Raw genomic sequence first — 14,027 nt, 5'->3', positions numbered from 1 at the left:
TATGCCCATTTTGGGCTTGGTCTGCTCAATCTGATTGGCCCGCGATCGCAGGCCTTTGCCGAACATTAGCCGTGCAGGCGCTGCAATGAAAGGCTTTGGTGCGCTTTCGGCGGATTTCCTCTTTGGGGTGTTCGTAAGTGTTTGATGCAATTGAGGGCCGAAAGGGACTTTTAGAATCAAACTTCCCCCCTTAAAGGTAGCGCGCAGCGGAGGTTTGGCAGAGTGGTCGAATGCACCGGTCTTGAAAACCGACGGGCGTGAAAGCGTCCCCAGGGTTCGAATCCCTGAGCCTCCGCCATAGGCATCCCCTAAGTCGTTATATTTATGATAAAATATGCGACTTGGTTGTTTTTGACTCCCCATTTGGTTCCCCCGTCGCGTTCTGGTACTCGGTGGATTTTGATGGTCTCTGTTGGCTGCAGGCTTAAGCATATTATTCTACTAGGGCGGGAAGCAGGCGTTCGCTGCGAGGACGAAGTTTAGGTTCCTCTTATGAGAAGCGAAAGTTCAGCAGCTTGTGGCACTTTCACCTGCAGCGAGCGGCAGCAGAGCGCCCAGCGAGCGAGTTCGATTTTCTCGCGGCACGCGCTCGCAGCACAGAAAATGCAACAATCGCAAAATCACCTTAGTAATCACGCGGCGGAAAACCGGCCATTCATGAAAAGTGCAGCAAGACAAATCAGTCGATCTCTTAGGTTGCGGACAAACAGATCATTCACTGTATTTGCGTCAACACTTGTGTCCACTTGTTATGATTCAACGCAAAGGTAACTATTAAGAATTGTCTGACGGCGCACCGTCATCTTCGGTCGCTCCAATGCTCGCCGTAATCGCAGCCACGAGATCTTCGGGAATGTCCACAGGAACCGAGGATGCGTCTGACGCCAAACCCTGTTTGGCGGCCGCCATGCTTGCCTCATAGGCTGCAAGATACTCGCGGCACTCGCGGCAAATCTTCAGATGTAGGGCGAATACCCTTCGTTCATGAACCGTTAGCCCACCTTCGAGATATTCAACTATGAATTCTTCAAATTGCGGGCACGAAATCATCATCGGCAAACGGAACATCATGCCTTTCATTCTGCGTTTAACTGAGTTTGGGGTTATCAATTGAACCTCCCTTCGCGCATTTGGGGTTCGAGCAATGTTTTGAGTGCGGCTCTTGCTCGATGTAGGCGTACTTTGACATTTGCTTCGGAAATTTCGAGAGCTTCTGCTACCTCGGCCGTTGTTTGCTCTTCGATGTCTCTTAGTAGCAAAACAACTCGGTAAGCATCGGACAGTTTGTCGATTGCGGCCCTTACGGTTTGACGTGTTTGCTCGGTGATAAGCAAGTCTTCGGGATTTGGCACGTTAACCCAAGGCATTTCAACCCTGCATTTCCACTTGTCAAATTCTGGGAGGAGGGGGTCGATTGTGTTGTCTTCCTTTAGGGATTTTCGTTTGCGCAGGATCATCAAGGCTTCATTAACAACGATGCTTCTCATCCACGCTTGAATACGAACCTGCCCTTTAAACTGATCTGACTTCGTAAAAATCTTGCTGAAAGCGATTTGTACAGCATCCTCAGCGAGGGGAATATCACGCAAGTAATGGAGCGCGACCTGCATCATCCATTGAATGTTTTCGCGCACAAACCCAGCGACGGCTTCCTTGTCAGAAGCGTCCGGCAGATTGTGCGAACTGGTAGTATTTCGCTGGTTCTCGCCCAAGTCGGCCCTCGTATTATCCGCAGCGGATAAGTTTCATGTTCCGTCCTTCATGGCGCGCTTGAAGGACACTGTCAAAGTCTAACGGGTGATTGGATGCGAACTGGTTTTGGGCGGATTCCCGTGGATCGCATTTTGCATATTCGTCTACGGAGCAAACAAACCATCGAGCTAAGAAAATAGGTGCGCACGCGGCAGGGCGCACAACATTGTTACTAAGGGTGTAACCATCTCGCGGTCGTCAGCATCTAACATGGACGAAGACTGCAAATAGACAACCAAACTTGGAGCTACGATGACATTTTCACTATGGCACGAAAAAAAGAAAGATGGGCCACTTAATGCTCTTTTTCTGAATTGCACGTTAACGAGCGGACCTGAAGTGTCGAACACTGAGGCGCTTAGCAATATGGTCATTCAGCGGATGAAGGAACTCGAACCAGATTTAGAAGCTGAAATCGTTCGGGTCCGTGATTATGACATCGGTTATGGGCCGGTTAATGATGCAGGTGATGGCGATCAGTGGCCTGAAATTCTTGAGAAAATAAAACGGTGCAATATTTTTGTGATGGCGACACCGATCTGGATGGGTACGCGATCATCCGTATGCCAGCAAGTTATCGAACGCCTTGACGGGTCTACTAAGACGGTAATGTGCGAAAAAACCGGGCAGTTCCCACTTTACGGCAGCGTCGGCGGCATGGTGGTTACGGGCAACGAAGATGGCGCACATGATTGTATTGCCTACACGCTGTCAAACTTGCTGCATTTTGGCGTCACCTGTCCGCCGAACACCGATGTGTACTGGGTCGGCGATGCAGGCCCTGGTCCGAGTTTCATTGAGGCCGGTGGCGCCATGAGTCCCTACGTCCGCCGCAATGTCGAACTGACAGCCCGGAATTTGATTCAGGGTGCGAAAATCATGCGCGACAACCCTTATGAGATCAACATTGCAGAGCAAAACAAGAAAATGATGCAACGCAACGAAATCAAGATGGACGGGATGAAATTGGCCATGAAGCACATGAAAGAAAACATGCCAGACTGATGACCAATGCGCTGTCTGAAAAGGCAGCGCCCTTACATTTTTAGGAGACAAATGATGAATCTAGAGACCCTAGCTGAAGGTCTAGGTGTGGCAGATGTTGTTGATGCAATGATGATGACCCACCCTCACCGCGCGCATATTATCGACCTCACCAGTCCCGATCCATCGCGGGTGCTGATCGGACCCGCTGTAACGATCGGATTTCTACCTGTCCGAAAGGACTTCATGGATCCCGACAAGCATTCGCTTGTACCCGCAATTTACCGTGCAGTTCAAAACCACGATGCCAAAGGCGCGGTTCTAGTTATGGCTTCGAACGGACACACTAAGACGTCGCTTGGCGGCGGCACAAAACTTAGCCGTGTCGAAAACCTCGGAATGGCAGGAATTCTTGCCGATGGTTACATCCGCGATTTCGAAGAAATCGACAGCTATGATTTCGCCACTTATTGCACCGGAGAAGCGGTGCGAGCGGGCGGTAATGAAGTGCAGCCGTATCTATCGGACGTGCCGGTTTCGATTGGCAATGTCACGGTCGTTCCGGGCGATGTGATCTTTGCCAAAGGCAATGCTGCGGTGGTCGTACCTGGTGATGAGGTCGAGATGATCTTCAAGAAAGCCCGCATGATCATGGAAAAAATGGACGCTGCTAAAGAAGCCGGTCGGTCTGAAAATCCGTCACAGGTTCTATCCAAAGGGGATGACGCAATATGAATACGCCGCAAAACACCAGCGAACAAATTGTTGCAGCTCTTGCCGCAGAAGGGGTCGAATATGTATTTGGCATTCCTGGCGACGAAAACCTCCATTTCCTTGAAACGTTGCGCAAGGACGGACGGATCAAGTTTGTCTTGTTCCGCCATGAACAGGCGGCTGGGTTTGCTGCCGCTGCCTATGGGCGTTTGACCGGAAAACTCGCGGTTGTCATGTCAACGCTTGGCGCTGGCGCGACGAACCTAACGACGGCTGTGGCACATGCCTATTTGGCAGCGATACCGATGTTGGTCCTTACCGGACAAAAAGCAGTGCGTGACAACAAGTTGGGGCAATATCAACTTATTGATGTTGTTGATGTTATGCGTCCGATCACCAAATTTGCGGCTAAGATCCCATCAGGGCCTATGGCCGGGTCAATCTTGCGACAGGCTATGATGTCGGCGCTTGACGGACGACAGGGACCGTCGCATCTGGAATTACCAGAGGACGTTGCACGTGAGACCGAGCTTGGTCCGTTGGTACCCTGCCAGCATGGAGATATGCCTATCGCAACCGACGCTGCCATCGCGACGGCGGCTGACCTCATTGCAAACGCGAAACGCCCGCTGATCATGGTCGGTGGCGGAACACGTGCTAATCGCCCCGACGTGGCTGCAGCAACCCGCGCTTTGATTGAGAAAACCCAAATCCCGTTCATCTCTACGATGATGGGCAAAGGGGTCGCCGATGAGGATAGTCCACTTTATCTTGGGTGTACGATCATGCCCGGAGATTATCCGAATTGCGCGGTGCAGGCCGCCGATCTTATCTTGAATATCGGCCATGATACGATGGAAAAGCCAACCTTTTTCATGGAACCAGATGATGGGCGTACTGTGATCCATCTCAACCCATTTGCGGCGCATGGTGACAATGCCTATTTCCCGCAGGCGCAAATTGTGGGCGAGATGGCGGATTCCATAAGTCGGCTAACCGCAGCAATTACCCCAAGCGACTGGGACCATGCCGGTTTCTTACGAGTTGGTCAGGCAATGCAAGCGAGCATCGCACGCGCAGCTCAGGAAACCTCCTTTCCTGCAAAACAAGGCCATCTGATCGCAACACTCCGTGATTTCATGGCGGACGATGATATCTTGTCGCTCGACAACGGCATTCACATGATGTGGGCAACCCGCAACTTCAACGCGCGTCAGCCCAACACGATGCTGGTTGATCACGCGCTCGGGTCTATGGGAATTAGCTTGCCCGCAGCGATTTCGGCAAAGTTGGTCTACCCCGACCGCAAAGCCGTTGTGGTGACCGGCGATGGTGGCTTTGCAATGAATTCGCAAGAAATCGAAACTGCGGTGCGCCTTAACCTTGACCTGATCATTGTCGTTTTCAATGACGGTGGCCTGGGTATGATCGCGATGAAGCAAATGGCCGAAGGCTTCGACAAATTCGGCGTTGGCTTTAAGAATCCAGATTTTGTGCAATTTGCCCAAAGCTATGGTGCAACAGGGCATCGTTTGGACGACCCATCAGAATTCCGGGCTGTGCTTGACGCAGCTGCGGCGGCTGGGGGCGTTCATATCATCGATGCGCCTGTGGACCCAATGCAAAACATGATGCTGATGAAGGAAATGCGCTCTGTCGATTGCGCTGCGCTTTTGAAGGGCGTCTAAAATGGAAATGCCGGAAAGTATTTTTAAAATGCTTGAATTGGTAACACTCTTTGTGGATGGCGTAGGTTACGCCATCCTCATCTTTACCGTTTTCAAGTTCGTAATCCGATATGTTGGGTTCGAATTGCACCGCATACGCGGCTTGGAATGTGCCAAGAGATTTCAGGAGATCCGTGTCGAATTTTTAAGCCATGTCATTCTTGCAATTGATTTCATGGTCGTGTCGGACGTGATCGAATCTGGTCTAGTCGACACAAGGGACAGTCTGATCACCCTCGGAATTTTTGTCTTGATACGATCAATTCTAGCGTTCTTTCTCGGGCTTGACCTCAAGGATGCGCGCGATGAGAAAATTAGCGAAGAACCTGTAGGATGATTGAGCGCTGCAAAATCAAATGACCAAGGATTAGAACCGATGAACGATGCCATGATAGACCAACTTGCCAACTTATTTCGGTTCACTGCAAAAAACCATCACGAAGCTTTCATTGAGACCGACGGAGAGGATGCTGATTGGGCGATCTGGTATGCCGAAAAAATGCACAACCGTATCGTGGGCCAGTTTGAATTCACTGTGTCTAAAGCAGAACTTGTGGACTGCCTGTTAAAGGCTGATCTGGAACACCGCGCCCGCGCGTCGGACAAAGATTGGCCAGAATTTTATGCGCAAATGTTACTCGAGCATCTCGCTCCGACTTCTGTTGGAACAGACAAGTTATCGCTTTATTACTTTGATAGCTGCCCGTTTTGTAAAATGGTTTTGGCTGTGATTGACGATCTTGATGTGGACATTGAGTTGCGCAACATCTTCGATGACACGCAGCATCGGGACGATTTGGTTTCTGCGCGGGGCCGTGCGACTGTGCCGGTCTTGCTGATTGAAGGCGCGGACAAAACGTCTCGTTGGATGCCGGAAAGCCGTGACATCTCTCGTTATCTTCAAACAACATTTGGGTAAAATAATGAAAAAGCGCGGTCAGGCAATTCTGAACGATCCTCTTCTCAATAAAGGCACAGCGTTCACCGCAAAGGAACGCGACGCGCTTGGGTTAGCCGGACTATTGCCGCACCGGATCGAAACGCAGGACCAGCAATTGGAACGGGTGTTTTCGAATTGTGCGCGCAAACCCAACGATCTGGAACGGTATATCTTTTTGATGTCTCTTCAGGACCAGAACGAAGCCCTGTTCTACCGCACGGTTTTAAGTGACCTGCAACGCTTTATGCCGATCATCTATACGCCGACGGTGGGCGAGGCAGCTTTGCATTATGGTGCAATTTTCCGCCGCCCCCGCGGACTTTACGTCACGGCCCAAGACCGGGGACGTGTCCGTGAAGTTTTACAGAATTGGGGAGGCGATGCGCCAAGCGTCATCGTGGCAACCGATGGCGGGCGAATTCTAGGCCTTGGTGATCTAGGTGCCAATGGTATGTCGATCTCCGTTGGAAAATTGGCGCTATATACCGCCGCTGGCGGCATTCACCCGGGCAGCACGCTTCCAATTGTGATTGATGTTGGCACCAACACCGAACGGCTCTTGTCCAGCCCGCACTACTTAGGCCTTCGCCAGAAACGGATTGTTGGCGAAGCCTATCAGGATCTGATGGACGAATTCGTCGAAGCAGTCGGCGAGGTATTCCCTGACGCAATGCTTCAGTTCGAGGATTTTGCGACCGAAAACGCGATTACTCATTTAGCGCGGTATCGCGATCAATCCGCGATATTCAATGATGATATTCAGGGAACTGCGGGGGTAACGCTTGCTGGAATTCTCGCGGCCCTGCGCATCACAGATGGCGCATTAGAGGACCAGAGGGTTTTATTCGTTGGAGCGGGTTCGGCCAATATCGGTATTGGTGAACTGGTGGCCAGTGCCATTGCAGAAAAAGGTATGTCACTGGATGCGGCCCGCAAACAGCTTTGGTTCATGGACAGGAAAGGGCTGATCGTGGAAGGACGCGATGCAATAAACTCTTTTGCTGCGCCATATGCCCACGCCCATAGCCCCATTGGCGACATTGCGACTGCGATCGAAGTGCTCCGGCCAACCATCTTGATTGGTGCAACCGGACAACCGGGGATCTTCGATGAACCTGTTGTCGCTGCGATGGCAAAGGTGAATGCACGTCCCGTGATCTTTGCCTTGTCCAACCCGACGTCGCGGTCTGAGGCCACAGCTGAGGACGTGTATCTCTGGTCGCAAGGCAAAGCCGTTTTCGCAAGTGGTAGCCCATTTGGTCCGGTAACAGTTAACGACGAAACTCACGTGCCCGGACAATCAAATAATGTCTATATCTTCCCTGGCATCGGGTTGGGGGTGACGAGCTGTAAGATATCGCGCGTCACGGATACGATGTTCCGTGCTGCTGCGCGTGCAGTCGCCTCTGGCGTATCTGAAGACGCTCTGAAAGAGGGCCGCATTTTTCCCGCTTTGGACGAAATCAGAACGGCTTCACTCGACATTGCGGTTGCGATTGCCGAGATTGCATTTACCGAAGGTCTGGCTGGGATCAGCCGTCCGGATGACCTAAGGGGCTTCATCGCAGAACGAATGTATTCGCCACGATACTAAGTCTTTCAATCTATTGGAGCCGAAGATGAAATCCCCCGAACTCCGGCGAGAAAACGTGCCGGAACTATCTACCGAACAAATGATCGAAGTCGACCGCGCGATGATCGAGGATTATGGCATAGAGCTTATCCAGATGATGGAAAATGCCGGTAGGGCATTGGCTACTTTGGCCCGCGATCAGTTTCTGGGCGAAGGCCGTAAGGGCAAGCGGGTCACTGTTTTGGCTGGAAGGGGTGGAAATGGCGGCGGCGCTATTGTGGCGGCGCGCCGTCTTGCGACATGGGGTTTCGATGTCCATGTCAGCCTAGCGAGAGACCCAAACACGTTTTCCGGAGTGCCTGCGCAACAACTGGCGATCCTGCAGGCAATGGGAGTCAAACTTCAAACCTCAATTCCGGAAAAATCAAATTCGGACGTCGTTCTTGACGGCATTATTGGTTACAGTTTGAGCGGTGCCCCCAAGGGTCGCGCCGCGGATTTGATCCGTTGGGCCAACGCACAATCGGCGCCGGTCGTGTCATTGGACGCGCCGTCAGGAGTCGATGCAACCAATGCTACTGCGTATGACCCTAGCATACGAGCCACCGCGACGCTCACCCTCGCGCTGCCAAAGGCCGGCCTGAACCATCCGCAAGTCGGAAGCCTTTACCTTGCGGATATCAGTGTTCCCCCAGAGCTATACGCGCGCTTCCTAGGGTTAACTGTAGGGCCGATATTCTCGGACGGTGATATCCTAAAACTTAATTGACCCTAGCGCCTCATGGACAGCTGCGACGCCTGCGGCACGATGCAGGTCGCCCGAAAAGATTTCGCCCAATTGCGATCGTGACAAGACCTCGTTTATCGCAGGGTCTTCCATCAACGCAGTTTCAAATGAAACATCGTCCTTGGCCCTGTCGACGGCTTGTTCGACAAGATCATGCGCCCGCTGTCGCCCAATTTTTGGGGCCAGAGCCATCATTACCGCCTCTGCATAAACAAACCCACGGGATAGCCCAATGTTGGTCTTCATTCTTACTTTGTCGACATCAAGACCTCGCGCCAACTCGATCATGTCTGCCAACGCCGCGAGCGATTGAGTGCAAGCGTCTGGCACGAGGGTCCATTCAGATTGCCAACTTCCGGTTCCCCGTTCATGATCCTGTATCATTGCGTCCATCATCATAGAGGAAATTCCACGAACCTGTCGCGCGATCACCAAGATCTGTTGGGACAACAACGGATTCCGTTTGTGTGGCATGGTTGAGCTAATGCCGCGCCCCTTGACCGAAGGCTCACTGATCTCGCCAACTTCGGTTTGGGCCATGTAAATAATATCAGTTGCAATTTTGGCCAATGTCCCGGTCAGCAGGCCTAGGAAATTGGTGAATTCGACTAACGTATCGCGATGACTGTGCCAGGCAAATCCGGGATCGGCCAACCCCAAATGCGCCGCTAGACCTGCCCGGATCGCCGGGCCATTAGGATGTACCGCGACCATGGTTCCGACAGCGCCACCGAATTGCACCTGCAAAACGCGGGGGGCCAGATCCCTTAACCGTAGCTTGTAGCGCGCCAATGCCTTTGCCCAGCCCGCGACCTTATATCCAAACGTAATCGGAACTGCCTGTTGCAACTGGCTGCGTCCAGACATCAGTGTGTCATCATGCGCAGTCGCCAATTGAACCAATGCTTCAATACCCTCGTCAAGCTGGGCATCAATCAGTGATGTGACATCTCGCAGTGCTATAACAAGACCGGTATCCATGATATCCTGAGTAGTCGCGCCCCAATGCGCGTATTCGCCATGACCATCCGGAACGAGTTCGGCAATCTGACGTACGACGCCAACAATTGGGAAACCCACGGTCTGAAAATCCAGCTGCAACCGTTCCGTATCAAAATTCTCTATTTTGACATGCTTAGCGATTGCTTCTGCTGAGACGTCAGGAATTAGTCCTAGTTCCGCCTGAACTCGAGCCAGAGCTACTTCCACGGCGAGATACCTTTGGTAGTCGGGCATCTCGCCAAACGGGTGTTCAGTTTTAAAGATTGAACCGGTTTCCAAATTGTCCATGTCCTGCCCTGGTTGTGAGTACTCTTCATTTTAAACTGATGCACCGATATTGCCAAAGGTTTCAATTCGGAACTGATTTTACATGTTTAAATGAAAGCACGAAGTCAAAATGGCGTCACTACCACCGCTTCAGGAAGCTGGGTGGATTTGTGACAACAACGCACGAGCCCGGATGTGCAATGACTTCATTTTCGAAGTCAATCGCTCCGGAAGGGGAAATGGATCGACCCGCACTCACTTTGCCAGAGTCACCTTAATGGTAGATCGCCCCAGAATTCTGTCGTTTGATGAATCCGTTGCATCGGCCAAATTGGACCGCTGAGCAGCCTGAAGTCTATGCAGCATTGCACAGTTACCTTTATAATCCGAGGCGAACGTTAGAGACATTGTTAAATATTGCGTCAGCAAAAACAGAACGTTCGTCAGGCCGCTTTTCCTCGTCTTTCGAGTTAAGGAAAGACGCAACGAAATGACAGTTTGGTTCCCATCTATTCTTGATCGATTGAATGGCTGGTTTGGTGGAAATTACTGCACCGCTGAAAGTTCCGTGCTGCGCGAGCGAGCAAATGCTGCGCGGCAACCGCTGCGCCTACACAAGTCCGGCTTGTCCCACAGAGCGCGACGTCGAGCATAGCATTTTACTGCGCAGCGGTTCCAATGTCCGCTTTGGAGTAGCTGCATCACAGTAACTGAACCAACAACGAATGCCCGCTAAGGGCCGTTCGTTCCTCACTGTAAACTCAACGGGGCGTTGTCTGTTCCGATATCCATTCTTCATACACAACCTGTACGCTACGCCGTTGCGCCACAGCGTCGGAGATTCGCTTTACGTTTGGAAACTCCTGTGTCGATGGTTGCCCTCGCGAGGGCTTGAGCCAGGTAGTTAACATGAATAAATAGATGTCCGCAGCGCTGAAACGATCACCGATTACCCAATTATTGTTTCCAATCTGATCGTCAATAACCTTCCATGTCTCGCGCAAACGTCGAAGACCACGGCGTTGCGCACTCGGTTCTGTCGCAGGCGTGTCAGCAAAGCGATCTGGGTAGTAATCAAGCTGGAACGCATTTTGCACAGTATTGGAGAAATAGACCAATGTTTGAAGAAATAATCCGCGCTCGGGTTCATTAACCGTAGGTGCAAGTTTCGCTTCAGGATGACGGTCGCAAAGGAATATCGTTATCGCAGCGCACTCGTACATCGCGTACTCATCCCAAATGAGAACCGGTATCCAGCCGTTCGGATTTAATGCCAGTTGACCTTGCGGCTTGGGTTTGTCCGTATCGGTGCTGGTTGGAAGGAGTTCGTAATCGACTCCAATCTCTTCAAGAATGACCCTGACACCCAATGATGCACTTTCTGGCGCGTAGTACAGTTTGTAGCTCATGTAGCATTACTCTCCGCGTTGAATTGGTACTTTGTAACGGATTGCCGTCATCCCGACCATTGAAGATGCGGCACGATGGACGAAGGGCAGGTTTGGCGATCAGCAGAGGCGGCGACGGGATGCTCGTTGATTGTCTCCTGTGGGCCGCTCTTGTTGGTGGCCGGATGCGCTGAACGGTGAATGCTGCGCTGCATCCAATGTCCGCAAGGAGCCCGAAGTGACCAATGCCGCGAGGAATACAATTGGAGGCTTACTATAGGATTCGACAATGTCTTTTGATAGTTACCGACGGAAACCGGTTGCCCGCGCGTTTCAGTATCATGCGCGTTTGATCTTGATCTCAATTCAAGCGCTCAATCTGTATCCGGAAAGCCAATAAGTAGGAAATTCAATGCCGCAGAAACGAGCGATGCCCAACCAAACCCATACATTCAATTTGCCGTTGTCTTTATGCACACTGACAACCTGCGCCATTGCATTTGCCGCCATCACCTCGCAGGCAGCGCAAGCACATGAAGAAATCAAAGATGTCATACTAACCGACCGATCAACCAATTGCGCCGATTATGCCGATACATATTCGGCCGAGGTAACCGACGTTCAAAACGCACGGAACTTCAGGGCATCACTTGCGATAACGGTCACGGGTGATAGCTGCGAGATAACCTCGAACGCTGTCCCGAACCACGATTTCAACGCAACCGGTCGATTTGCGAGGCCCGTTGCTGAACAAAACCAAAGCTATTCGGTTCCCGCCAACCCGACATTCAACTCGGCGCCTGTGGCACTGAGCCTCCGCTATGACAATGCTGTATTTCTCAATGGTGTGAAGCTTGATCTGCTTGCGGCGGGGTGTTTCGGTGTTGGTGACGGACGGATCGGCTGCAACGATGTGTCCTCGCCCTATCGCTACGATCCGATGGGACCCGGTGCAGGCTTTGGGGCGGATGAGCACAACGCGCACACGCAGCCGGACGGTACTTATCACTACCACGGCAATCCAATGGCGCTCTTTGATCAAAGCAACCCGACTTCGCCGTCTCCGGTCATCGGATTTGCTGCCGACGGGTTTCCTATCTTTGGCAGCTATATCGCGGACGGGAGCACCATTCGATTGGCGACAACAAGTTACCGCCTCAAGTCCGGAACACGCTCGGGCGGACCTGGTGGTTCATACGATGGAACTTTCGTGGACGACTGGGAATTTGTTGCGGGGTCCGGTGACCTCGATCAATGCAACGGAATGGTTCAGGATGGCGTCTACGGCTACGTTGTCACGGAAAACTACCCCCATGTTATCGGATGTTTCATGGGAACCCCCGATCCATCTTTTCTTAAGCGTCGTCGATAAGTCCTACTGTTGCGATGCAGCTCAAAAGCAGACCTTGGCGCAGCCGCATCGAACGTCTCCTTCGGTGAGCCGCCCCGCAGCATGCCAAACGTGCGGCCAAGGTCGGGTTTGGGCCGGTAGTGCCATCTCGGTGCCTTAAGCCGGAATATAGGTTAGGCCCGCGAGGTTGATACCAGTCTCTACCAAATCGAATGCCGCTTCCGGCCCATTGCTGCCGTTCACGCAAGCTCTCGACGTTCCATTGCAACTTCCCCGAAGCGGACATTGGCTGGCAATTGCAGCATTTTGCGCGGATGGATGGCCGCAATGCGGACAATCCGGACTTGTGTATCCGCAGCTATTGTTGACGCGGCATTTGCTCGCACACGCAGCACAGAAATTTTGGCGGCGCAGCATATTTCACCAAAGCAGCCGTTCAAACGGGTCAATCGCGTCGGATCTCAAACTAACATTTCGCTACAGCTGCGCCAATGGCTCGTTTCATAATATGCCTGTTTCTCCACAATAATCACCCGCCGAGTCAGAGGGCCTTCTACGCACTTTGTATAAGCCAAATTAACGTCATTTGAAGGCACTGGCTTGTGACCCTGAAACCATGCGCTGTAGCGAGGCGCGGACACGTCCAACATTCCCGGGCTGACTACATTTACTCTCAGGCAATTGGCCATCTCGATTGCTACGTTTTTTACGAAGCCCGCCAATGCGCCATTGGCCGTTGCAGCATTTGTTCCCATCCGGATTGGGTCGCGATCAAGGACGCCACTTGTTAGGGTAAATGAGCCTTCATCCGCAATGACGTCCAGACCAGCAAGGACCAAATTCACCTGTCCCATGACCTTTTGCCGAAGACCGATCATAAAAGTTTCCTGATTTAACTCGGCCAAGGGCGCAAATGTCGCGTCACCAGCACATGATACCACAGCATCGAATTTACCGACCGTCCTATACAGCGATTTCGCCGCATCTAGGTCGGCTACATCGATCTGATACTCACCACCAGTGCGGCCAACAGCGATAATTTCGTGCCTCTTCTCAAGTTCCTTGCAAGCTACTTTTCCAATATCACCGGTTGCGCCAACTAGAATTATTCTCATAGCTGGCCCTCCAAAATTTCATCATATTTTTGCAGTTTTCGGTCAAGTATCGCGCGACATCGATCCAACTCTGCGTATCGAGCTTTTAAGCTCTACCTATGTGCCAACAGCGCAGCTTTACGTTCCGCGATTGTTGCATCGTCAGATGAGTAAAGTTTAGCGAACGCGCGCATTTCAGACTCCGGCATCCATGTTGCGCATAAAGATGCCAACAAAGCCAACCAGTCAGTGTTTGTTGCCGAGAATGCTCGCTTCCCGTCAGAGCCACGCTCAATGAACGGAAAAAGCCCAGGTTTCTCGTAAAACTTATTGTAGAAGTGCTGAGGCCAGTGCGCTCAGCAACTTCTGAAATTTTCATACTGGTTCGACTTTTCAATTTTGGTTCATACCGACCTCTAGCTACTTTAGGTCAGGCGTTGTGTCAGGA

Annotated in this window: 13 protein-coding genes and 1 tRNA gene; 9 read left to right on the top strand and 5 right to left on the bottom strand. The window is 51.9% G+C overall.

Translation table 11 applies throughout. The features are described 5' to 3' along the window. Positions 1–208: 208 nt before the first annotated feature. Positions 209–298 (top strand) — tRNA-Ser (locus OSB_RS10720). Positions 299–774: 476 nt separating this feature from the next. Here OSB_RS10720 and OSB_RS10715 read toward each other — a convergent pair. Next, positions 775–1,110 carry an anti-sigma factor family protein gene (locus tag OSB_RS10715; protein ID WP_143831253.1) on the bottom strand — a complete coding sequence of 112 codons (336 nt, stop codon included), beginning with the start codon at positions 1,108–1,110 and terminating at the stop codon, positions 775–777. Next, complete coding sequence (locus tag OSB_RS10710; RefSeq protein WP_049834998.1) at positions 1,107–1,712, bottom strand: RNA polymerase sigma factor; 606 nt, start codon at positions 1,710–1,712, stop codon at positions 1,107–1,109. The genes OSB_RS10715 and OSB_RS10710 overlap by 4 nt, the downstream gene beginning before the upstream one ends. Before the next feature lie 292 nt (positions 1,713–2,004). Between OSB_RS10710 and OSB_RS10705 the strand changes: the two genes are divergently transcribed. Genes OSB_RS10705 through OSB_RS10675 form a run of 7 tightly spaced genes read left to right on the top strand, consistent with a single transcriptional unit; the run spans position 2,005 to position 8,459 of the window. After that, positions 2,005–2,757, top strand: a complete 753-nt coding sequence (locus OSB_RS10705) for a flavodoxin family protein (protein ID WP_049834997.1) — start codon at positions 2,005–2,007, stop codon at positions 2,755–2,757. A 54-nt stretch (positions 2,758–2,811) separates the two neighbouring features. Beyond that, positions 2,812–3,471, top strand: coding sequence for an RraA family protein (locus OSB_RS10700; RefSeq protein ID WP_049834996.1), 660 nt, complete (start codon positions 2,812–2,814; stop codon positions 3,469–3,471). Next, the gene (locus OSB_RS10695; RefSeq protein ID WP_049834995.1) at positions 3,468–5,138 is read left to right on the top strand and encodes an acetolactate synthase large subunit; all 1,671 of its coding nucleotides are present in this window, start codon (positions 3,468–3,470) and stop codon (positions 5,136–5,138) included. Before OSB_RS10700 ends, OSB_RS10695 begins: the two co-directional genes overlap by 4 nt. Position 5,139: 1 nt before the next feature. Continuing rightward, positions 5,140–5,514 carry a DUF1622 domain-containing protein gene (locus tag OSB_RS10690; protein ID WP_049834994.1) on the top strand — a complete coding sequence of 125 codons (375 nt, stop codon included), beginning with the start codon at positions 5,140–5,142 and terminating at the stop codon, positions 5,512–5,514. A 39-nt stretch (positions 5,515–5,553) separates the two neighbouring features. Beyond that, entirely contained in the window at positions 5,554–6,096 is a 543-nt protein-coding gene (locus OSB_RS10685; RefSeq protein WP_049834993.1) for a glutaredoxin family protein, read from the top strand. Between the two features lie 4 nt (positions 6,097–6,100). After that, a complete protein-coding gene (locus OSB_RS10680) occupies positions 6,101–7,711 on the top strand; it encodes an NAD-dependent malic enzyme (protein ID WP_049834992.1) in 1,611 nt (536 codons plus the stop codon). A gap of 25 nt (positions 7,712–7,736) precedes the next feature. Next, on the top strand, positions 7,737–8,459 hold the full coding sequence (locus OSB_RS10675; protein ID WP_049834991.1) for an NAD(P)H-hydrate epimerase: 723 nt from the start codon (positions 7,737–7,739) through the stop codon (positions 8,457–8,459). Here OSB_RS10675 and OSB_RS10670 read toward each other — a convergent pair. Both OSB_RS10670 and OSB_RS10665 read right to left on the bottom strand, forming a co-directional pair. Next, the gene (locus OSB_RS10670) at positions 8,445–9,767 is read right to left on the bottom strand and encodes a class-II fumarase/aspartase family protein (protein ID WP_049834990.1); all 1,323 of its coding nucleotides are present in this window, start codon (positions 9,765–9,767) and stop codon (positions 8,445–8,447) included. The genes OSB_RS10675 and OSB_RS10670 overlap by 15 nt on opposite strands. Before the next feature lie 740 nt (positions 9,768–10,507). Then, on the bottom strand, positions 10,508–11,155 hold the full coding sequence (locus tag OSB_RS10665) for a glutathione S-transferase family protein (protein ID WP_049834989.1): 648 nt from the start codon (positions 11,153–11,155) through the stop codon (positions 10,508–10,510). A 391-nt stretch (positions 11,156–11,546) separates the two neighbouring features. Here OSB_RS10665 and OSB_RS10660 point away from each other — a divergent pair, with 391 nt between their 5' ends. Continuing rightward, complete coding sequence (locus OSB_RS10660) at positions 11,547–12,506, top strand: YHYH protein (protein ID WP_049834988.1); 960 nt, start codon at positions 11,547–11,549, stop codon at positions 12,504–12,506. A gap of 440 nt (positions 12,507–12,946) precedes the next feature. On the opposite strand, the gene OSB_RS10655 is transcribed toward OSB_RS10660, so the two are convergent. Next, the gene (locus OSB_RS10655) at positions 12,947–13,600 is read right to left on the bottom strand and encodes a short chain dehydrogenase (protein WP_049834987.1); all 654 of its coding nucleotides are present in this window, start codon (positions 13,598–13,600) and stop codon (positions 12,947–12,949) included. Positions 13,601–14,027 lie beyond the last annotated feature (427 nt).

Origin of the sequence: Octadecabacter temperatus, assembly GCF_001187845.1 — a bacterium.
Taxonomy (GTDB): Bacteria; Pseudomonadota; Alphaproteobacteria; order Rhodobacterales; family Rhodobacteraceae; genus Octadecabacter; species Octadecabacter temperatus.
This window is presented reverse-complemented; position numbering and strand designations above follow the sequence as displayed.

Bases quoted from the DNA above. Each gene is read 5' to 3' on its own strand.
- OSB_RS10705 (WP_049834997.1), top strand. From the start codon at position 2,005: ATGACATTTTCACTATGGCACGAAAAAAAGAAAGATGGGCCACTTAAT.
- OSB_RS10700 (WP_049834996.1), top strand. From the start codon at position 2,812: ATGAATCTAGAGACCCTAGCTGAAGGTCTAGGTGTGGCAGATGTTGTT.
- OSB_RS10695 (WP_049834995.1), top strand. From the start codon at position 3,468: ATGAATACGCCGCAAAACACCAGCGAACAAATTGTTGCAGCTCTTGCC.
- OSB_RS10690 (WP_049834994.1), top strand. From the start codon at position 5,140: ATGGAAATGCCGGAAAGTATTTTTAAAATGCTTGAATTGGTAACACTC.
- OSB_RS10685 (WP_049834993.1), top strand. From the start codon at position 5,554: ATGAACGATGCCATGATAGACCAACTTGCCAACTTATTTCGGTTCACT.
- OSB_RS10680 (WP_049834992.1), top strand. From the start codon at position 6,101: ATGAAAAAGCGCGGTCAGGCAATTCTGAACGATCCTCTTCTCAATAAA.
- OSB_RS10675 (WP_049834991.1), top strand. From the start codon at position 7,737: ATGAAATCCCCCGAACTCCGGCGAGAAAACGTGCCGGAACTATCTACC.
- OSB_RS10670 (WP_049834990.1), bottom strand. From the start codon at position 9,767: ATGGACAATTTGGAAACCGGTTCAATCTTTAAAACTGAACACCCGTTT.
- OSB_RS10665 (WP_049834989.1), bottom strand. From the start codon at position 11,155: ATGAGCTACAAACTGTACTACGCGCCAGAAAGTGCATCATTGGGTGTC.
- OSB_RS10660 (WP_049834988.1), top strand. From the start codon at position 11,547: ATGCCGCAGAAACGAGCGATGCCCAACCAAACCCATACATTCAATTTG.
- OSB_RS10655 (WP_049834987.1), bottom strand. From the start codon at position 13,600: ATGAGAATAATTCTAGTTGGCGCAACCGGTGATATTGGAAAAGTAGCT.